This is a genomic window from Duganella sp. BJB1802 (assembly GCF_013369445.1).
Lineage (GTDB): Bacteria > Pseudomonadota > Gammaproteobacteria > Burkholderiales > Burkholderiaceae_D > Rugamonas > Rugamonas vulcania_A.
Genome location: NZ_JABWEF010000023.1, coordinates 16397 through 38043, shown reverse-complemented (window position 1 = coordinate 38043; position 21647 = coordinate 16397). Strand labels below are relative to the sequence as shown.

13 protein-coding genes are annotated in these 21647 nt (G+C 64.9%); 7 read left to right on the top strand and 6 right to left on the bottom strand.

The annotated features are described in order from the left end of the window. Nucleotides 1-26 precede the first annotated feature (26 nt). The 4 genes from HUX88_RS27625 to HUX88_RS27610 form a co-directional block, all read right to left on the bottom strand. The gene (locus HUX88_RS27625; RefSeq protein WP_217916479.1) at nucleotides 27-2093 is read right to left on the bottom strand and encodes a copper-translocating P-type ATPase; all 2067 of its coding nucleotides are present in this window, start codon (nucleotides 2091-2093) and stop codon (nucleotides 27-29) included. Nucleotides 2094-2275: 182 nt separating this feature from the next. Beyond that, the gene (locus HUX88_RS27620) at nucleotides 2276-3580 is read right to left on the bottom strand and encodes an MFS transporter (RefSeq protein WP_176363830.1); all 1305 of its coding nucleotides are present in this window, start codon (nucleotides 3578-3580) and stop codon (nucleotides 2276-2278) included. 55 nt (nucleotides 3581-3635) lie between these two features. Then, entirely contained in the window at nucleotides 3636-4403 is a 768-nt protein-coding gene (locus HUX88_RS27615; protein WP_176363829.1) for a substrate-binding domain-containing protein, read from the bottom strand. Nucleotides 4404-4509: 106 nt separating this feature from the next. Next, nucleotides 4510-5412: a LysR family transcriptional regulator gene (locus HUX88_RS27610; RefSeq protein WP_176363828.1), complete on the bottom strand. Its 903-nt coding sequence runs from the start codon at nucleotides 5410-5412 to the stop codon at nucleotides 4510-4512. A gap of 179 nt (nucleotides 5413-5591) precedes the next feature. On the opposite strand from HUX88_RS27610, the gene HUX88_RS27605 reads away from it, so the two are divergent. Both HUX88_RS27605 and HUX88_RS27600 read left to right on the top strand, forming a co-directional pair. Further along, complete coding sequence (locus HUX88_RS27605) at nucleotides 5592-6860, top strand: dicarboxylate/amino acid:cation symporter (RefSeq protein ID WP_176363827.1); 1269 nt, start codon at nucleotides 5592-5594, stop codon at nucleotides 6858-6860. Nucleotides 6861-6971: 111 nt separating this feature from the next. Further along, nucleotides 6972-7799, top strand: coding sequence for an amino acid ABC transporter substrate-binding protein (locus tag HUX88_RS27600; RefSeq protein WP_176363826.1), 828 nt, complete (start codon nucleotides 6972-6974; stop codon nucleotides 7797-7799). A 45-nt stretch (nucleotides 7800-7844) separates the two neighbouring features. On the opposite strand, the gene HUX88_RS27595 is transcribed toward HUX88_RS27600, so the two are convergent. Beyond that, on the bottom strand, nucleotides 7845-9326 hold the full coding sequence (locus tag HUX88_RS27595) for an aspartate/glutamate racemase family protein (RefSeq protein WP_176363825.1): 1482 nt from the start codon (nucleotides 9324-9326) through the stop codon (nucleotides 7845-7847). A 146-nt stretch (nucleotides 9327-9472) separates the two neighbouring features. Between HUX88_RS27595 and HUX88_RS27590 the strand changes: the two genes are divergently transcribed. From HUX88_RS27590 to HUX88_RS27570, 5 genes are all read left to right on the top strand, one after another. Then, on the top strand, nucleotides 9473-10369 hold the full coding sequence (locus HUX88_RS27590) for a LysR substrate-binding domain-containing protein (RefSeq protein WP_176363824.1): 897 nt from the start codon (nucleotides 9473-9475) through the stop codon (nucleotides 10367-10369). Nucleotides 10370-10524: 155 nt separating this feature from the next. Further along, entirely contained in the window at nucleotides 10525-11940 is a 1416-nt protein-coding gene (locus HUX88_RS27585; RefSeq protein WP_117009965.1) for an aspartate ammonia-lyase, read from the top strand. 129 nt (nucleotides 11941-12069) lie between these two features. Next, nucleotides 12070-13062: a porin gene (locus tag HUX88_RS27580; RefSeq protein ID WP_176363823.1), complete on the top strand. Its 993-nt coding sequence runs from the start codon at nucleotides 12070-12072 to the stop codon at nucleotides 13060-13062. A 145-nt stretch (nucleotides 13063-13207) separates the two neighbouring features. Continuing rightward, entirely contained in the window at nucleotides 13208-15868 is a 2661-nt protein-coding gene (locus tag HUX88_RS27575) for a glycoside hydrolase family 3 C-terminal domain-containing protein (RefSeq protein ID WP_217916476.1), read from the top strand. Nucleotides 15869-15971: 103 nt separating this feature from the next. After that, the gene (locus tag HUX88_RS27570; protein WP_176363822.1) at nucleotides 15972-18932 is read left to right on the top strand and encodes a TonB-dependent receptor; all 2961 of its coding nucleotides are present in this window, start codon (nucleotides 15972-15974) and stop codon (nucleotides 18930-18932) included. Nucleotides 18933-18999: 67 nt separating this feature from the next. Here HUX88_RS27570 and HUX88_RS27565 read toward each other — a convergent pair whose 3' ends face one another. Then, nucleotides 19000-21387, bottom strand: coding sequence for a glycoside hydrolase family 3 N-terminal domain-containing protein (locus HUX88_RS27565; protein ID WP_176363821.1), 2388 nt, complete (start codon nucleotides 21385-21387; stop codon nucleotides 19000-19002). Between the last annotated feature and the right edge of the window lie 260 nt (nucleotides 21388-21647).

The window sequence follows — 21647 nt, the reverse complement described above, 5'->3', positions numbered from 1 at the left end:
TAGCTCCAAAAGTTGATGTTGACAAGTCACCGCAGCCGCAAGGCGTTGCTGATGACGGACGCCGAACTCAGGCTCATCGCCAGCGCCGCGATCATCGGCGACAGCAGCCAGCCCGTGAGCGGATACAGCACGCCGGCCGCGACCGGAATGCCCAAGGCGTTGTAGACCAGCGCGAACAGCAGGTTCTGCTTCATGTTGCGCACCGTCGCCACCGAGATCAGGCGCGCCGCCGCGATCCCGCGCAGGTCGCCCTTGACCAGCGTCAGCTGGGCGCTGTTCATCGCCACGTCGGTGCCGGTTCCCATGGCGATGCCGACATCGGCCCTTGCCAGGGCCGGGGCGTCGTTGATGCCGTCGCCCGCCATCGCCACCACGCGGCCCTCGCGCTGCAGCCGTTCGACCAGTTCCAGCTTGTCGGCCGGCTTGACCTCGCCGTGGACCTCGTCGATGCCGAGGCGCTGCCCCACCGACCTGGCCGTCGTCATGCCGTCGCCGGTGGCCATGACGACACGCAGGCCGGCCGCCTTCAAGGTGGCCAGCGCCTCGGCGGTGCTCGCCTTGATCGGATCGGACACCGCCAGCAGCCCGGCCAGCTTGCCGTCGACGGCCAGGTACATCACGCTCGCGCCCTGGGCGCGCAGCGCCTCGGCCTCGGCCCGCAGCGCGTCGACGCCCACGCCGGTCTCGCTCATCAGGGCCGTGTTGCCCAGCGCCAGCGACCTGCCGTCCACGCTGCCGCGCACGCCGATGCCGGTCGCGGACTCGAAGCTGTCCGGCTTGGCCAGCGCCAGCTGGCGCCCGCGCGCCGCGCGCACGATGGCGTCGGCCAGCGGATGCTCGCTCCCCTGGTCGAGGCTGGCGGCAAGGCGCAGCACCTCGTCCTCGCCGAAACCCGGCGCGGCGATGGCGCGCTCGAAGGCCGGCTTGCCTTCGGTGAGCGTGCCGGTCTTGTCGATGATGAGGGTGTCGACCAGGCGCAATTTCTCGATCGCCGCGGCATCCCGGAACAGCACGCCGCCCGTTGCCGCCCTGCCCGTGGCGACCATGATCGACATCGGCGTGGCCAGGCCCAGCGCGCACGGGCACGCGATGATCAGCACCGCCACCGCGTTGATCAGGCCGTAGACCCAGCGCGGTTCGGGACCGAACAGGCCCCAGGCGAGGAAAGTCGTCAGCGCGATCGCGACCACGCCGCCGACGAAGTAACCGGCGACCTGGTCGGCCATGCGCTGCATCGGCGCCTTGGAGCGCTGCGCCCTGGCCACCATCTGGACGATCTGGGACAGCACGGTGTCGGCGCCGATCTTCTCGGAGCGCATGGTCAGCGCGCCGGCCGTGTTGAGCGTGGCGCCGATCACCTTGTCGCCCGGACGCTTGGTCACGGGCAGCGGTTCGCCGGTGAGCATCGACTCGTCCACCGCGCTGGCGCCGTCCGTCACCACGCCGTCGACCGGCACCTTTTCGCCGGGCCGGATGCGCAGCACGTCGCCGACATGGACGTGCGCGAGCGGGACATCCTGCTCGCTGCCGTCGGCATTGATGCGGCGCGCGGTCTTCGGCGCCAGCCCGAGCAGCGACTTGATCGCGGCCGAGGTCTGCGAACGCGCCTTCAGTTCCAGCATCTGTCCAAGCAGGGTCAGCGAAATGATGACGGCCGCCGCCTCGTAGTACACGCCGACGCGCCCCATCGACACGAAGGACGCCGGAAACAGCTGCGGCGCGACGGTCGCCGCGACGCTGTAGACGAAGGCGGCGCCGGTGCCGAGGCCGATCAGCGTCCACATATTGGGACTGCGGTGGACGATGGACTGGGCCGCGCGCACCAAAAACGGCCAGCCGGCCCAGAGCACGACGGGGATGGACAAGGCCAGCTCCACCCAGGTCTGGCTGCGCATCTCGAACAGGCCCAGGCGGTGCCCGAACATGGCCAGCACCGTCACGACGACCGTCAGCGGCAGGGTCCCCCAGAAGCGCCGGCTGAAATCCCGCAGTTCCGGGTTCTCGTCCGCCTCCAGCTCGGGGATGACAGGCTCCAGCGTCATGCCGCACTTGGGGCAGCTTCCCGGATGGTCCTGGCGTATCTCCGGATGCATCGGGCAGGTGTAGATGGCGCCCGCCGCTGCCGTGGCCGTTTCCTGCAATGGAATAGACATCATGGGGTGTGGGTTCGATTTGTTGAGGCAGGATCACTGTAGTCCACCGCCTCCCCCAACATCCTTGATCTACATCAAACCGCGCCGGATTATCAATGGGCTTGCGGCCGGCCGGACTACTTCTAGTGCGCAGGCGCAGGCGCCGGCACGGCCCGCCGCATGTCGTGGCGGCGGTACAGCATCCAGGTCGCGAACAGGCTGCACGCCGCCGCCGCCGTCATCCACAGCCCGGGCGTGGCCTTGTCGCCGCTGGCCTCGATCAGCGCGGTGGCGATGGCCGGGGTGAAGCCGCCGAACAGCGCCGTGGCCAGGCTGTAGGCCAGCGAGAAGCCCGCCGTCCGCACCTCCACCGGCATCACTTCGGTCAGCGCCACCACCATCGCGCCGTTGTAGCTCGCATAAAGGAAGGACAGCCACAACTCCACCGCCAGCATCCGGCCGAAGCTCGGATCGGCCACCAGCCAGCGCATGGCCGGATAGGCGGTGACGATGGTCAGCAAGGCAAAGGTCAGCAACAGCGGGCGGCGGCCCACGCGGTCGGACAAGGAACCCATCAGCGGCAGCCAGATGAAGTTGGACAGGCCCACGCACAGCGTCACGATCAGGCTGTCGCCGGTGCTGAGCTTGAGCACGGTCTTGCCGAAGGTCGGCGTGTAGACGGTGATCAGATAGAACGAGACCGTGGTCAGCGCCACCAGCATCATGCCCGACAGCACCAGGCCCCAGTTGTCCAGCATCGAGCGCAGGATGGCGCGCAGCGTCGGCCGATGCGTGCGGCGCTGGAACTCCTCGGTCTCCTGCAGCGAACGGCGGATCGCGAACAGCACCGGCACGATCATGCAGCCGATGAAGAAGGGAATGCGCCAGCCCCACGCGCCCATCTGCGCCGGCGTGAAGCACAGGTTCAGGCCGTAGCCCAGCGCCGCCGCCGCGATGATCGCGACCTGCTGGCTGGCCGACTGCCAGCTGACATAGAAACCCTTGCGGCCCGGCGTGGCCATCTCCGCCAGATACACCGAGACGCCGCCGAGCTCGGCGCCGGCGGAAAAGCCCTGCAGCAAGCGGCCGGTCAGCACCAGCGCCGGCGCCAGCGCGCCGATGGTGGCGTAGCCTGGCACGCAGGCGATCAGCACCGTGCCCAGCGCCATCAGCCCCAGCGTGACGATCAGGCCCTGGCGGCGCCCGGCCCGGTCGACGTAGGCGCCCAGCAGGATCGCCCCCAGCGGCCGCATCAGGAAGCCGGCGCCGAAGGTCATCAGCGTCATCATCAATGACGCCACCTCGTTATCGGAAGGGAAAAACGCCTTGGCGATGGCCGTCGCGTAAAACCCGAACAGGAAAAAATCGAACATTTCCATGAAATTGCCGCTGGTAACGCGCAGCACCATGCCGACGCGGGATTGCGTCTTCGTCGAAGTGGCAGTCATTGTGATCTCGCTTGGCCGCGCATCGGCGGCATCAGGGGTGGAAAAACGTGGGGGCTCAGTTGCTCGGCAAGGGATCGAGGCCGCTGGCGGCCACGGCGTCGCGCGCCTCCGGCCCGGCCAGGAAGCGCAGCAGCTTGCGGGCGGCCTCGGGATGGCGCGCCTGCACCGGAATGCCGGCCGCGAAGCGGGTCACGCTCTGCAACGGCTCCGGGATACGGGCGACAAAGGTGGCGCCGCGCACCGGCAGGATCTCGCTGACCTGCTGGAAGCCCAGCTCGTACTTGCCCTCGGCCACCTGCATCGCGACCGGCGTCTTCTGCACCATGTGGGCCTTGGGTTTGACGGCCGCCTCGATATCGAGTTTCTTCAACAGCTCGCGTTCGATGTAGACCCCGCTGGCACTGTCGGAATAGGCGATCGAATCGGCCGCGAGCAAGGTCGCCTTGAACGCCTCGACGGTGGAGATATCGGGCAGCGCATGGCCGGCGCGCACCACCATGCCGATGCGGGAGTCGGCCAGCTCGGTGCGGCTGGCGGGATCGACCTTCCCTTGTGCGATCAACTGGTCGAGCGCGTAGCCCACCATGATGACCACGTCGGCCGGCTCGCCGCGCGCCAGGCGATTGGGGATCGCCTCCGGCGCCTTGCCCATCGACGGGCCCCAGGCGGTGACCAGCGTGTCGCCGCTGGCCGCCTCGTAGCGCGGCTTGAGCGCCAGGTAGGCCGCCGTGTAGCCGCCGGAATTCATGATGTCCAGCTGTTCGGCGGAGGCCGCCGTGGCGGCGAACGCCAGCACGGCCGCGCACGCGATGGATGTCTGCATGGGTATCTCCTGTTTTACGATCAGATTTTTGTCTAGTCATTATCAGGAGCGTCATTGCGAAAGTAAAATGCATACTTTCTTCGTATTGATACCCTTAAGGCATCAATCAGGCGGTCAGCGCGGCCTTCAGTTCCTCGTATAGCTGCTGGGCCGCCGGCGCGAACACCCGGCCGGAACGGCGGATAATGCCCAGCGTGCGCTCGATGCCCGGCGCGGCCAGCGGCACGGCGCGCAACATCGCACCGGTGGCGCCGGCCGGCATCGACAGCTGGGGCACCACGGCGGCCCCCAGGCCCGCGCGCACCAGCTCCAGCAAGGTGGACACGTGGCGGACTTCGATGAACGAGGCCGGCCGTTGCTCGGCCGGCGCCATGGCCTGGTCCAGCAGCAGGCGGTTGCCGCTGGACTTGGCCACGGTCATGTACGGATGTTTGCCGATGTCGTCCCAGCCGACCGAGCGGCGCCGCGCCAGCGGGTGGTTGGCCAGGCAGGCCAGCACGAAGCGTTCCTTGAGGATGGGTTCGAAGTCTATCCCCGGCTCGCCCGCGCCGAGAAAATTGACGCCGAAATCGGCCTCGCCGCGCGCGACGATGTTCAACACCTCGTGCGCGCCCTCGTCGGCCACGCGCACGCGCACGCGCGGCAGCGCGAGATGAAAGCGCTGCAGCATGGGCGGCAGGAAGTGGTGCGCCACCGACGGCACGCAGGCCACGGTCACCTGGCCCGAATGGGTGCGGGACAGGTCGCTGATCTGGTGCAGCGAACGCTCGACGCCGTCGAGTATCTCCTGCGCCTGCACGAAGAACTCGCGGCCCATCAAGGTCAACGACACGCGCCGGGTGCTGCGCTCGAACAGCTTGACGTTCAACGCCTCTTCCAGCTTGGCGATGCGGCGCGACAGCGCCGGTTGCGACAGGTGCAAGGCCGTCGCGGCGGCGCGAAAGCCGCCCTGTTCCACCACCGCCACCATCGCCTGCAAATCGCTCAAATCAAAACGCAACTGATTCATGTCTTTTCAATTTTCCATTTCGGAATAGTTTTATGCCGAAGTAGCATAAGTCGGCCGTCCCGCGATCCTACACTAGGTGCGTCTCCAAAGGCTTCCCATCGGAAATACCCCACCGGTCGGCCTGCAGGAGCCATCCAACAACAGATCAATAAAGTTCTTACATCGGGAGCGGGACAAGCATGAGAAGCGTTAAATTAACTACATGGATTATGATCGCGATGATCCTGGGGATCGCGGTGGGCGCGGTCTGCCACGGCCAGGCGCCCACGCCTGCCGCCGCCAAGGATCTCGCCGGCTATTTCAGCCTGGTCACCGACCTGTTCCTGCGGCTGATCAAGATGATCATCGCTCCGCTGGTCTTCGCCACCCTGGTCAGCGGCATCGCCAGCATGAGCGATGGCAAGGCACTGGGCCGCATCGGCATCAAGGCCTTCACCTGGTTCGTGCTGGCCTCGCTGGTCTCGCTGTCGCTGGGCTTGTTGTTTTCCAATCTGCTGCATCCCGGCCAGGCGCTGGGCCTGCCTTTGCCCGAGCTGGGCGCCGCGACCAAGCTGAGCACCGCGAGCTTCAGCCTCAAGGATTTCGTGACCCACCTCGTTCCGAAAAGCTTCTTCGAGGCGATGACGAACAACGAGATCCTGCAGATCCTGGTGTTCTCGCTGTTCTTTGGCTGTGCCGTGGCATCCGCGCGGCCGGGCGAAGCGCTCACCGTGGTCAAATTCTCCGACGAGATGACCGGCATCATGTTGCGGCTCACCGGCTACGTGATGCGCTTCGCCCCGCTCGGCGTGTTTGCGGCCATGGCGGCGGCGATCACCGTGCAGGGCTTCGGCGCGCTGACGACCTACGGCAAGCTGCTGGGTAGCTTCTTCCTGGCGCTGGCGGTCCTGTGGACGGTGCTGGTCGGCGCCGGCTTCGCCTTCATCGGGCCGCGCGTCTTTACGCTGCTGGGTTTGCTGCGCGAGCCCATCATGCTGGGCTTCTCGACGGCCAGCAGCGAATCCGCTTATCCCAAGCTGCTGGAGCAACTGGAGAAATTCGGCCTGGATAACAAGATCACCGGCTTCGTGCTGCCGCTCGGCTACTCGTTCAACCTGGACGGCTCCATGATGTATCAAGCCTTCGCCGCGCTCTTCATCGCCCAGGCCTACAACATCGACATGTCGCTCACCCAGCAGCTGACCATGCTGCTGGTGCTGATGGTGAGCAGCAAAGGCATGGCGGGTGTGCCGCGCGGCTCGCTGGTGGTGGTCGCGGCCGTGCTGCCGATGTTCGGCCTGCCGGAAGCCGGACTGCTGCTCATCATGGGCATCGACCAGATCTTCGACATGGCCCGCACCGCCACCAATGTGCTGGGTAACGGTATCGCCACCGCGGTCGTGTCCAAGTGGGAGTCAGGTCCGGTTGCCCATGGCGCAAGCCGTCCGGCGATCGTCGCCGCCCCCTGAGCAAGCCACGTCCACCGAGCCACCGGGCAAGCCGGTGGCTTCATCACATTTATGGAGTTAGCCATGTCCCTCTTTTCAAAAATCTCAACCGGCGCCCTGCTCTGCTTAGGCATGTCCACCCTCTGCCACGCTGAAGGTCCGGCCGGCACACTGCAAAAGATCGCGGCCAGCGGCACCATCGTCGTCGGTTACCGCGCCGCCTCGGTGCCGTTTTCCATGCGCAGCGGAGGCGCAGCACCCACCGGTTACACGCTGGACCTGTGCGCGCATATCATCGACAACATCCGCAAGGAACTGGCGCCCAACCTCAAGGTGAGCTATGTCGAGGTCAAGTCGAGCGACCGCATCCAGAAGCTGGTGGATGGCGATATCGATCTGGAATGCGGCTCGACCACCAACACCCGCGAGCGCGCGGAACAGGTCACCTTCGCGAATACGACTTTCGTGACATCGAGCCGGATTTTGACGCATACCGCCAGCACCATCAAAAACGTGGCCGGCTTGAAGGGACAGCGCGTTGCCATCGCCCAGGGCGCCAGCGTGGCGCCGCTGCTGAGCAAGATCGACATGGAGCAGGGATTGAACATCCACTATGTGCGGGTGAAGGACTTCACCGACGGCTTCCAGGCGCTCGACAGCGGCAAGGTGGACGCGTTCGTCAGCGACGATATCCAGTTCGCCGAGTATATCGCGCACTCCGCTCATCCCAAGGACTACGCGGTCGTTGGCGATCCCATCTCGATCGACGCGCTGGGCATCATGATGAGGAAGCAGGATGTCCAGTTGCACGGCATCGCCAACCGAACGCTGTCGGCGCTGGTGGCCAGCGGTGAGTTCAACAAGATCTATGCCAAATGGTTTGTCACGCCATCGATGCATTTCCCGATGAGCGAGGAATTGAAAAAATTGCTGAAAAACCCGGGCAATCAAGCGTATTGAATCGACCGGGCGGCCATGCCGGCAACGGCGGCCGCCCGCCTTGCCTTACGCCCCGCCTCGCGCCAGCTCCACACAACGGCGCGCCAGGATCGCGGTGGGATCCAGCAGCACGATGCTGAGTTCACCAAGCGGAAACGCCTCGTTTTCACGCAACAGCAATGGCAGTTCGGTGCAGCCCAGGATCACCACGCTGGCGCCGGCTTGCACCAAATGGGTCAGCGCCAGCATCAGATCGTCCCTGCACTCCCCCTCCAGATAGCCGGCCTTGATGCCCCGCTCGCCGTAGATGGCGCGCATCACCAGTTCTTGATGGGCCTGGTCCGGGACCAGCAAGTCAAACGGCGCGCCCGCCGCCGCGTCATGATAGACACGGCTTTGTATGGTGCCGCTGGTCGCCAGCAAGCCCACGCGACTATGGCCCGCATGGTGCCGCTCGATGTGCCTCACCGTCTCATGCAGCATATTGACGATCGGTATGGCGACCTGCGCGCTGATACGCTGGAGATAGGCGTGGGCGGTATTGCAAGGAATCGCGATCAGGTCGGCATGATGGGCTTCCAGGCGCTTGCAGGCGGCGTAGATGGCCAGCGTGGGATCCTCGCCGTCGCCGATCAGATTGGCGGTGCGGTCGGGGATCTGCGGGTTATGCTCGACAATTAATTTGACGTGTTCCTGATCGCGGCCGGCGTTCGTGTTCACGATGATCTTGTCCATGAAATCGACCGTCGCCGCAGGACCAACGCCGCCGATGATGCCGATCTTGAAAGACTGCGGCGGCATCTGCTCGCGGATCGAGAGCGCGTGGTCGACATAGGCCTGGTTGCTGTCCATCGCCGGTATGCCGGCCATGTTCAGCAGGCTCGATATCATGGCGATTTCCGTCGTACCCGGCACGATCAAGTCCGCGCCTTGCGCCATCAGGTCATGGCACGCTTCCAGCAGCAGCGCCACCGCCGCCGGAGACTGGTCATGGGCTTTGAGTCCGCCGTGACCGTACACCGCCTCCATCACGCAATCGCGTTGTCTCCGCGCCGAGGGATAGCGCACCTGGTAGCCCGCCGGTTCCAGATGCCGTTCGAACAGCCGCTGGCCAAGCACGTAGTCGGAAGTCAGCACGCCCACCGTGCGCGCGCCGGGGGCGCTTTGCCGGAGCGCCGCCAGCAGCGCATCCATCAGGCTGATGATCGGCAGGCGCAGCTCATTGCGCAACTGGTGCAGAAAGGTATGGCTGATAAAGCAAGGCAGCATCGCGCAGTGCGCGCCCGCCTGCTCGTAGCGCTGCAGCATATCGTAGATGTAGAGCTTGCGGCCGGCCAGCTCGGGCGTGCCGCCTTCCAGCCGGTCCCCGCCCTGGAACGGGTGCTGCTCATACAACACGGCGTAGTCGTCGGCATGGCCTCCTGTCGCGATGCTGCGCAACATTTTGCCGTGCACGTCGGCGCCGGCCAATGCGCCGAGACCGCCAATGATGCCGATACAGGTTTTCGCGGGATCAGCGGAGGTAGGGAATTTAGGTGTGTGAGGCATGATCTTTGTGGTATCCGGGAGACACTTCAAACGATACCCGCGTCCAATCCCCAGGTTATGCAATTTAGATCTGACCTCATGCGACACAAGCATAGCAAAATGTCCGGCGACGGCTAAGCTCTTCAATCACAACGGATTCGGGACCTATGGATATCAAATGGCTGGAAGATTTTCTGAGCCTGACTCAGACGCGCAACTTCTCGCGCTCGGCGCAGGAGCGCAATGTGACGCAATCCGCGCTCAGCCGCCGGATCCGTGCGCTGGAGGCCTGGGTCGGCGCGGACCTGGTCGACCGCAGCACCTACCCGCTGGTACTGACGCCGGCCGGCAAGCTGTTCAGCAGCTCCGCCACCGACGCCATGCGCCTGCTGAACGACGCGCGCTCGCTGCTGCGCATCGAAAGCAAGGACGAGAACATGCTCAGCATCTCGGCCGGCCACACGCTGTCGCTGAACTTCCTCCCCAAATGGCTGGGCGCCATCGAAGCGCGGCACGGCCCATTGCGCACGCGCGTGCTGCCGGCCAACGTGCATGATTCGGTGCTGTCGCTGGTGGAAGGCAATTGCGATCTGCTGCTGTGCTACTACCATTCCGACCTGCCCATCGAACTGGATCCCGCGCGCTTCGAATTCATCAATCTCGGCGGTGAGATCGTGATGCCGGTCTCCATCCCCAAGCGCAGCGGCTTCGCGGCCTTCCCCTTGCCCGGCAACCGGCTGGCGCCGACCTCGCACCTGGCCTACACCGCCGGCTCCTTCTTCGCGCGGGTGGTCGAGCGCATCGTCGCGCGGGTGGACCAGCCCTGCTTTCTGACCAACACCTACGAATCCGACCTGGCCGAGCTGCTGAAGACGATGGCCTTGTCCGGCCACGGGTTGGCCTGGCTGCCCGAGAGCTGCATCAAGCGCGAACTGAGCGAAGGCAAGCTGGTGGCGGCCGGCGGCGAGCAGTGGAATATGACCATGGAGATCCGCCTGTTCCGCGCGCTGGACAACCGCAAGCCGGCGCTGCAGCGCCTCTGGGATACGCTCAAGCAGCCCTGAAGCGGCGCGCCTGCGCCACCAGGACTGCATTCCCGTATGACATCAATGTATGCGGAATCAGCATAAATGCCTGGCATCGCGTCTCTAGAATGACTTTCATCGGCCGCATCGCAACGCGGCATCGGCGAAGTCCCATTCAAGCGAGGAGAGACAAGATGACCATGGCAACACGAATAGAACACGACCTGCTGGGCGAACGTGCCGTGCCCGAAGGCGCGTATTACGGCATCCACACATTGCGCGCACTGGAAAACTTTCCGGTTTCCGGCACGCCCATTTCGCAATGGCCGGGCCTGATCATCGCGCTGGCGATGGTCAAGCAGGCGGCGGCCCTCACCAACCACAAGCTCGGGCTGTTGAGCGACGCGCATCTCGACGCCATCGTCGCCGCTTGCCGGCAAATCGTCGACGGCCAGTTTCATCAGCACTTCGTGGTCGACATGATACAAGGCGGCGCCGGCACGTCCACCAATATGAACGCCAACGAAGTGATCGCGAACCTGGGGCTGGATCTGCTGCAGCAGCCGCGCGGCGCCTATCACGCGCTCCATCCCAACGAGCATGTGAATCTGAGCCAGAGCACCAATGATGTCTACCCCACCGCGCTGCGGCTGGCGACCTATCGCGCGATGGACGGCTTGATCGCGGCGATGGATGTGCTGAAATTGGCGTGCCGCGCCAAATCCATCGAGTTCGCCGATGTCATCAAGATGGGACGCACCCAGCTGCAGGACGCGGTCCCCATGACATTGGGACAGGAGTTGTCCACCTATGCCGTGATGCTGTCCGAAGACCAGGAACGCCTGCGCGAAGCCGCGATGCTGATGTGCGAGATCAACCTGGGCGCCACAGCCATCGGCACCGGCATCAATGCCCATCCCGACTATGCGCAGCTGGTGTGCGCCGCGCTGTGCCAGATCAGCGGCGTGCCGCTGTCGACCTCGATAGACTTGATCGAGGCGACCCAGGACGTGGGCGCCTTCGTCCAGCTGTCCGGCGTGCTGAAGCGGGTGGCGCTGAAGCTGTCGAAGATCTGCAACGATCTTCGTCTGTTGTCGAGCGGGCCGCGCTCCGGCTTCGGCGAGATCAACCTGCCCGCCATGCAGGCCGGCTCCAGCATCATGCCCGGCAAAGTCAATCCCGTGATTCCCGAGGTGGTCAACCAGATCGCCTTCGAAGTGCTGGGCAACGACGTCACGGTCAGCTTCGCCGCCGAAGCCGGCCAGCTGCAGTTGAACGCCTTCGAGCCCATCATCGGCTACAGCCTGTTCAAGAGTATCAGCCATCTCACGGTCGGCTGCACCTTGCTGGCGACGCGCTGCATCAACGGCATTACCGCCAATCGCACCGCCCTGCAGGCCAGCGTGGAAAACTCCATCGGCCTGGTGACCGCGTTGAATCCCTACATCGGCTACGAGGCCGCCACCCGCATCGCCCAGCTCGCGCTCAGCAGCGGCCGCGGCGTGGCGGAACTGGTGGTCGAACAAGGCCTGTTGACCGAATCCGAATTGCGTCAACTTTTGCAGCCCGCCCAGTTGACCAGGCCCCGGCTGTCGCCGCTGGCCGCATAGACGACGCGCTAAGCGCCCTTCCCCGATTGTCCTGGCAGACAGGCGCCCTGGCGGCGCCCGGGGACGCGCACGCCTGTCATCCGCCCTTTCTCATCTTTTTATAACAACGTTTCAAAACCGGGAGAACACATGAAATCGCAAACCACCTGCCTCGCGCTCATCGGATGCCTTTGCGGCATCGCGTCGGCGCAATCCAATGTCACCATCTATGGTATCGCCGACGCCGGCCTGGTCCGCGAAACAGGCGGCGCCGCCGGCAGCGTCAGCCGCGTGAGCAGCGGCGTGGGCTCCGGCTCGCGCCTGGGCTTCAAGGGCAAGGAAGATCTCGGCGGCGACATGAGCGCCTTCTTCCAGCTGGAGAACGGCTACAACATCGATACCGGCAGCGCCGGCCAGGGCGGGCTGCTGTTCGGCCGCCAGGCCTTCGTCGGCTTGTCCACCAAATATGGCGCCATTTCATTGGGACGGCAGTATTCGCCGCTGTACAGCACGCTGCGCGATGTCGTGGACCCGTTTGAAATCGGCTTGGCCGGCAACGTCACCAACATCATTCCCGGCAATACGCGGGTCGACAATATGGTGGAATACAAGACTCCGCGATATGCGGGCTTTGCCGCCGACCTGGCTTACGGCGCCGGCGAAACCGCTGGCGACAGCCGCAAGAACCGCACCTTGGGCGCGGCGCTCAGCTACGCCGACGGCCCGCTCAATGTGACGCTGACCAATCACATCAAGGAAAACGCCGACGCCAGCGATAGCTCGCGCTACAGCCTGATCGTGGCGAAGTACAAGGTCGCCGCGTTCAGTGTGGACTACGCGCACGGCGTCACCCACGGCCTGGCCGGCGCCCGCAGCAAGGACGATGTGCTGGGAGGCACCTGGACGACCGGCGCGCATACGGTGCTGGCCTCGTACATCCGCCATGACGATCAAGCCGTCGCCGACAAGGATGCGCGCCAGTGGGCGGTGGCCTATCTGTATGGGCTGTCCAAACGCACCGACCTTTATCTGAGCTACGGCCATATCGCCAACCGCAACGGCGCCAGCTATACGGTGGGCAATGGCACGGATACGGGGACTGGTAACACCGGCACCGACATCGGCATCCGTCATCGCTTCTGATTTCCCCGCATCTCTCGATTGATATCGTTTTCGATATCAATCGAGAAAAAAAAGTGATTGGTTAATTGACAATTCAAGGACTACATTTGTCGTATTAAAAAATGTTATCGCAAACATTTTTAGCTTCACTAACATGGAGGCTAACATGCGACATAAAAAGGCCCGCCTACAGGGCCGAGCAGGAGACACGTATCACCGGTGGAAGCGCCTGGCCGTGCCGGTCTTTGTGCTGGCCGCTGCCATGCCGCTCCCCGCCCACGGCGCGGACGTGCGCGCCGCCGCCCAGGCGCACGCGCAGAGCCTGGTGGCGCGGCTGACGCTGGACGAGAAGATCGAACAGTTGCTGAACGTGGCGCCGGCCGTGCCGCGCCTGGGCATCCCGGCCTACAATTGGTGGACCGAGTCGCTGCACGGTGCACTGGGGCCGCTGCCCACCACCAACTTCCCCGAACCGATAGGCCTGGCCGCCAGTTTCGACGCGCCGCTGCTGCAACAGGTGGCCGCGGCCATCAGCACCGAAGTGCGGGCCCTGCACACGCTGGGCCGCGAGACCGGACACCTGGGACGCATCGGCACCGGGCTGGACACCTGGTCGCCCAACCTCAACATCTTCCGCGACCCGCGCTGGGGGCGCGGCCAGGAAACCTACGGAGAAGACCCTTACCTGACGGCGTCGCTGGGCGTCGCTTTCATTCGCGGCATCCAGGGCGGCAACCCGGACTTGCCGGACGTGGTCGCCACGCCCAAGCACTTCGCCGTGCACAGCGGGCCGGAATCGACCCGCCACGCGGCCAACGTGTTCGTCTCCGCGCACGATCTGGAGGATACCTATCTGCCGGCCTTCCGCGCCGCCATTGTCGATGCCAAGGCCGGCTCCATCATGTGCGCCTACAACCGCATCGACGGCCAGCCGGCCTGCGGCAGCGAGCTGCTGATGAAGCAGCACTTGCGCGGCGCCTGGGGCTTCAAGGGCTACGTGGTCTCCGACTGCGATGCGGTGACCGACATCTCGGAACGCCACAAGTACGCCGCCGATCCGGCCGCCGCCGTGGCCGTGGCGCTGAAGGCCGGCACCGACAACGAGTGCAACACCAAGACCCTGGGCGAAACGCCAGGCCTGGCGGAGCGCTATCGCGAAGCCTGGCAGCGCGGCCTGATCGGCATGGCCGACATCGACCAGGCCCTGGTGCGCCTGTTCTCGGCGCGCTACCGCAACGGCGACCTGCCCGGACTGCCGCAGCGCCAGGTCAACGCGGTGCCGGTCAGCGCCATCAACACGCCCGCGCACCAGGCGCTTGCGCTGCAAGCGGCCACCCGCAGCCTGGTGCTGCTGAAGAACGACGGCGTGCTGCCGCTCAAGCAGGGACTCAGACTGGCGCTGGTCGGTCCGCTGGCGGACGCCACGCGCGTCCTGCGCGGCAATTACTCGTCGACCCAGTCGGCGCCGCCGGTGTCGGTGCTGGAGGGCTTGCGGCGCGTGCTGCCGCAGGCGCGGATCACGCTGGCGCCCGCCGGCGCCTCGATCACCGACGGCGATCCGGTGCCGGCCTCCGCCTTGCGCGCGCCGGATGGACAACCGGGCTTGCGCGTCGAGTACTTCAACCGCAACGGCCAGCAATACGACAGCAAACCGGTGTTGAGCCTCATCGAACCGGGACTGGAGGCGCGCGGCCTGCAATTCAAGGCGGTCGCCGATCACCACAAGGTCGTCTGGGATGGCGAGCTGAGCGTGCCGGAAAGCGGCTTGTACCGGTTGGGCGTCAGCGGCGTCAAGGGCGCGCTGAAGGCAGATGGCAAGGCGGTGGTCGAAGCCGGCGAGTATTCGCAATGGGGCGAACCGCTGAAACTGACCACGGTGCGGCTGGAGCAAGGCCAGCGCTATCCGCTGCACTTCGAGGTGGAATCCGGCGGCAGCGGCGTGCCCGGCCTGTTCTGGAAGCGCATTTCCAGCGAAGCCGATGCCGATCTGCGCCGCGCCACCGCCGACGCCGACGTGATCGTTGCCGTGGTCGGCCTGACGTCCGACCTGGAAGGCGAGGAAATGGCGATCAAGATGGACGGCTTCGAGGGCGGCGACAAAACATCGCTGGACCTGCCGGTCGAGCAGCGGCAACTGCTGGAACGCGCCAAGGCGCTGGGCAAGCCGCTGGTGGTGGTGCTGATGAATGGCAGCGCGCTCGATCTTTCATGGGCCAAGGAGAATGCCGCCGCCATCCTGGAAGCCTGGTATCCCGGCCAGTCCGGCGGCCTGGCGATTGCCCATGTGCTGACCGGCCGCGCCGATCCGGGCGGCCGCCTGCCGCTGACCTTCTACCGCAGCGTGGCCGACCTGCCGCCGTTCGACGACTACAGCATGCGCGGCCGCACCTACCGCTACTACGACGGCAAGCCGGTCTACGCCTTCGGCGCCGGCCTCAGCTACACGAGCTTCGGCTACGCGCCGCTGCACGTCGCGCCGGTGGATGGCGCGCCGGAAAACGGCGTGACCGTGACCACGCAAGTCACCAACACCGGCGGCCGCGACGGCGACGAGGTGGCGCAGCTGTACCTGACGCCACCGGCCTTCGAGGGTGCGCCACGGCTGGCGTTGCGCGGCTTCCAGCGCGTCACGTTGAAGGCGGGCGAGAGCCGCCGGATCAGTTTCCAACTGACGCCACGTGAGCTGAGCTTCGTCACGCGCGACGGCCAGCGCCAGCTGACACCGGGACAGTATCAACTGAGCGTGGGCTCCGGCCAACCCGGCACCGGCGTGGCGGGACAGCAAGCGCCCCTGGTATTGAAGCGCACCGTGTCATTGGAGAGATGACACGGAAGCGGCTAAACATCAACCGTCACAAGGAGGCAAGCGACCGGATATCCAAGCGTTGGACCACGTACAAGATACTCAATATAAAAAATACGGAGACTTTATGCAGAAACCTTTTCAACGTCGTTTGATGTACCTGGCCGTTGCCAGTGCGTGCAGCGCGCTGGCCATGCCCGGCCATGCCCAGCAGGCGCCGGTCCCCGGCACCGAGGGCCCGCAAGTGATCGTGACGGGCATACGCGCCAGTATGCAGTCGACCCTGAACCTGAAGCGCAATTCGGACGGCATAGTCGACGGCATCGTTGCCGAAGACATGGGCAAGTTCCCCGATACCAACCTGGCCGAATCGCTGCAGCGGATTTCCGGCGTCTCGATCGACCGCAGCAACGGCGAAGGGCAGAAAGTCACCGTGCGCGGCCTGGGTCCGGACTTCAACCTGGTGCTGCTGAACGGCCGCCAGATGCCCACCACCGACCTGAGCGATTTGTCCGGCCGTTCGTTCGACTTTTCGAACCTGGCGTCCGAATCGATCTCGCAACTGCAGGTGTACAAAACCGGCCGCGCCGACAGCCCGACCGGCGGCATCGGCGCCACCATCAACGTGGTCACCGCGCGTCCGTTCGACAATCCCGGCATGCATTCCAGTATCGGCGTCAAGGCGGTCAAGGACACCTCCAACGACCACCTGCCCGATAGCATGAAGGGCAATAGCGTGACGCCGGAGGTGTCCGGGATTTACTCGAACACCAGCGCCGATGGCCGCTTCGGCGTGTCGCTGAGCGCCAGCTTCCAGTCGCGCGATTCCGGCTTCAACCGCGCCGGCCTGTTCAACGGCTACCAGGGCCCCTATCTGGGATCGGCGGTCATCGACGGACAGACCCTGCCGCAACCCGGCCAGCCCGGTTCGCAGAACATCACCAATCGCCCGGCGCAGGACGCGCTGTATTCGATTCCGCAGAATATGAACTACAACGTCGCCGCAGTTCAGCGGCAGCGCACCAACGGCCAGTTGACCTTCCAGTTCCGCCCGGTCAAGGATCTGACCACCACGGTCGACTACACCTATTCGGAAAACAAGATACAGACCAAGCGTAGCGAACTCAGCGTATGGTTCGCACAGACGCCGACCTCGACCAGCAGCTGGCCAAGCGGACACGTGGTCAGCCCGCTGACCTATTCCGAGGTCTACCCGACACCGCAGGATATCTCGGTGGTGGGCAGCGATTACGCCACCAAGACCAAGAACCAGTCGATCGGCTTCAACGCCGCCTGGAAAGTCAGGCCGGGCCTGAAGCTGGAGTTCGACGCCCACCACTCCACCGCCGAGTCCGGCGCGGACAGCCCGTTCGGCAGCGAGAACGTCCTGTCCAACGCCAGCTTCAGCCGTGGCACGACCAAGGTCGACTTCACCCACGAGTTGCCGATCCTGAGCATGCCGGCCGCCAACCTGGCCGCCGCGCCGATCCAGGCCGCCGGGTCGTGGTTCCACAACGGCTACGAGAAATCGGTCATCAAGCAGGCGCAGGCAAAAGGCAGCCTGCAGTTGATGGAGGCATCCGAGCTGAACTTCGGCGTCGGCTACACCGACACCACCAACCGCTCGACGTTCTCCAATGTGCAGAACAACACCTGGGGCGGCGCGACCAAGGCGTCGGACTATCCGGCCAGCCTGTACCAGGCCAACTCCCTGCCCTCCTTCTTCAACAAGCTGGGCGGCGCCAACTCGCCCGACCTGTTCGCCACGCTGTACACCTTCGACTTCGCCAAGGTGCGCCAGGTGACCGCCAACGCGGTGGGCAACCAGGCCGCCTACCTGCCCAACTTCGGCGTTCCCGACACCGACCGCACGCTGCAGGAAAAAACCACGTCGGCCTATCTGTCCCTCAGCAGCGATTGGGATCTCAAGATTCCGGTCCACACGTCGGTCGGGGTGCGGGTGGAACGCACCCAGGTCAGCTCGGTCGCCCAGGTGCTGCCGGCCAGCGCGGTGGTGTGGGTGGCGCAGAACGAGTTGCCGCTGACCTTCGGCGGCCAGGCATTCAGCAACACCGATGCGTCCTACACCAACGTGCTGCCGGCCCTCAACCTGGACGCCGACCTGCGCAGCGACATGAAGCTGCGGGCCAGCCTCGGCGCCACCATTGGCCGCGCGCGCTACGATCAACTGCAAGGCGGCCTGACGCTGGGCACCATCGCCAACGTCTTCACCGGCGGCAGCGCCTCGGTCGGCAACCCGGCGCTGAAGCCGGTCAAGTCGAAGAACCTGGATCTCTCGTGGGAATGGTATTACAACAAGCAGAGCCTGATGTCGCTGGCCTTCTTCCGCAAACAGCTGGACAACTACGCCGGCCAGACCCTGGTTTCGCAGACGCTGTACGACCTGCACACGCCCGTCGGCGGCGCCTACTACAAGGCGGCATTGGGCAATGGCTGCGGCGCGGCCGATACCAACTGCATCCGCAACTACATCCTGGGCCATTTCGACGGCCAGCCTGGCGTGAAGAAAACCGGGGTCAAGGGCGATGGCATGCTGGACGGTACCATCACCGGCCTGTCGACCGACCCGCTGCTCGTCTTCCAGACCACCACCTATGCCAACCAGAAATCGGCCAACGTCAGCGGCGCCGAGGTCAACGTGCAGCACATGTTCGGCGAAAGCGGTTTCGGTCTGCAGGCGAACTACACGTATGTGCACTCGCCGCTGAAGTACAACAACGCCGATGTCAACGACCAGTTCGCCATTCTCGGCTTGAGCAATTCAGCCAACGTGGTGGGCATCTTCGAGAACAAGGAATGGTCGGTGCGGGTGGCGTACAACTGGCGCGACGAGTTCCTGGCCGCGACGGTCGACGGCAGCAACCGGGCGGCGCCGGTGTACACCGACGCCTATGGCCAGGTCGACGTCAGCGTGGGCTACAACTACAACAAGAACCTGAGCTTCCAACTTGAGGCGATCAACCTGAACGATGCCACCCAGCGCCAGCATGGCCGCACGTTCGCATCGACGTTGAACGTGACGCAGGCTGGACCGCGTTACATGATCGGCGCGCGCTACAAGTTCTAACCATCGTCTCGCGGCCACGTTCGTGGTCTTGGCCGCTCGCCTTGAAGGGAGCGGCTTTTTTATTCGATCACGACACCATCAACTTGATGGATTTCAGCTGGACGCTGTCCGGGCCGGCATGGATGGTGAAACTGCCCGGCTCGACGACCCGCTTCATGTCGATGTTATAGAACCACAGATCGGCCGGCGTGATGTCGAAGGACAGCGTGCGTTGCTCGCCCGGTTGCAGCGTGACGCGCTTGAAGGCCTTCAGCTCCAGCACCGGACGCGTGACCGAGCTGACGTCGTCGCGGATATAGATCTGCACCACCTCGTCGCCGGCCAGCCTGCCGGTGTTGCGCACGTCCACCTCGACCCTGGTCGATTCGCCGGCGCGGATGCTGGCCTTGGCCAGGCGCGGCGCCGAGATGTCGAAGCTGGTGTAGCTCAGGCCGAAACCGAAGGGATACAGCGGCGTGGTCAGGCCGTCGATGTAGCCGCGGCGGGCGGAAGGCTTGTGGTTGTAGAAGACCGGCAGCTGGCCGACGCTGCGCGCGATCGACACCGGCAGCTTGCCGCCCGGGTTGGCGCGGCCGAACAGCAGGTCGGCGGCGGCGTGGCCGGTTTCCTGGCCCATGTACCAGCCTTCGATCAGCGCGTCGGCCTTTTCCGCCAGCAGGTTGACCGACAACGGGCGTCCGTTGAGCAGGAACACCACGGTCGGCTTGCCGAGCGCGAAGATGGCGCGCGCCAGGTCGTTCTGCTGGCCCATCAGGTCCAGGCTGTCGCGGTCGCCCAGGTGGTTGTCGGCCCAGGCCTCGCGGCTGGTCTGCTCGTTGTCGCCCAGGACCATGATGATGGTGTCGGCCGATTTGGCCGCTTCCACCGCCTCGGCGATCAGCCTGGCGTTGACTTCCGGCGCCGTGAACTTGATCTCGTCCGCGCCCCAGACGTGGCCTTCGGTGATACGCACGCCTTCCGCGTAACGCAGTTCGAAACCCTGCGCCCGGCTCTCGGCCAGCAGGCCGTCGTGGATCGACACCACATGGCGCGGCACGTCGGAATAGCCGCCGATCGGGCAGTCCTTGGCGTGGGTGCCGAGCAGCAGCACCTTGCCGACCTTCTTCGCGTCCAGCGGCAGCAAGCCCTTGTCGTTCTTCAGCAGCACCGGCGTGCGGGTCGCGGCGCGGCGCGCCAGCGCGACCGCCTCCGGCGTCGCGGTCAGGCTGTCGGCCGCCTTGGCATCCACGTAGGGCTGCTCGAACAGGCCGGCCAGGAATTTCAGTTCAAGGATGCGGCGCACGACGGCGTCGATGTCCTTCTCGGCGATCTTCTTTTCGCGCACCAGTTCGCCCAGCGTCTTGTAGGCTTGGCCGTCCGGCGTTTCGATATCCACGCCGGCCTTGAAGGCGGCCAGCGCAGCCTCCTTCGGCGTGGCGGCCAGCTTGTGGCGGGTGATCAGTTCATTGATGCCGAAATAGTCCGACACCGTCACGCCCTTGAAGCCCCACTCCTCGCGCAGCACCTTGGTCAGCAGCCAGCGGTTGGCGTGCGAGGGGACGCCGCCGATCTCGTTATACGACGGCATGACGGCGCTGATATGGGTCTCCTTGACCAGCTTCTCGAACGGCGGGAAGAACTCCTCGCGCAGCGTGCGCTCGCTGACTTCGGCCGGGCCGATATTGGTGCCGCTCTCCGGCTGGCCGTGTCCCGTCATGTGCTTCAGCGTCGCGTAGACCTTGTCCTTGGCCAGCTGCCGCGATTCGCCCATGAAGCCCAGCACCGCCGCCTTGCCCATCTCGCCGCACAGGTGCGGGTCTTCGCCGTAGGTTTCCTCGATGCGGCCCCAGCGCGGCTCGCGCGCCACGTCGACCACCGGCGCCAGCGCCAGGTTGGCGCCGCGCGCGCGCATCTCGCGAGCGGCGGCGCTGAAGATGTCGCGCACCATGTCGGTATCGAACGACGACGCCAGCCCGATCGCCTGCGGGAAGCTGGTCGCGTCGCGCGCCACGTAACCATGCAGCGACTCCTCGTGCATCAGCAAGGGGATGCCGAGGCGGGTCTGTTCGAGCGCCCATTTCTGCATGGCGTTCACGTAGGTCGCGGTTTCAAACGCATTGCGGTTGGCCACCACGCCGGTGTCGCCGGCGCCGGCCGCCTGGCCCACCTGGCGGTCGGACGGACGCGCCACCATGCCCAGGCCGTGCGGGTACATCCGCGCCGCCTTCTCGGCGGAGAATTCGTTTTGTGCGTCCTGGATCAGCTTCTTGTCCTGCCAGATGCATTGCATCTGCGCGACCTTTTCGTCCAGCGTCATGCGGCCCAGCAGGTCGTCGACGCGCCTGGCGAGCGGCAGCGACGCATCCTTGTAAGGCGGGCGCGCGGTGGCGCCCAGCGCCATCGCCGGCGCCAGCGATGCCGCGCCGGCCAGGCCGGTCATCGATTTGAGGAACTGCCTGCGCTTGTCGTTACTCATCTTGTCTCCTGGTTTTTTGTTAGATGGTATGACGCCATTAACTCACCATGAATAGCGCTACCATTTTTCCAGTGTGATCGATTGAGATTGCCAAGTCAACACGTCTTAGCGGAGTGCGCCGGCCAGCATGGCCAAGGTATTTCTACGGGAAATCATCGTCGACACGCCGCGTGGTGAAAATGTTTGCTAACACTCGTGGCATAATCAAAATGTTACAACACAAGGTTAGCAAAAGGCCGATGGCAAGCATCAAGGTGAAA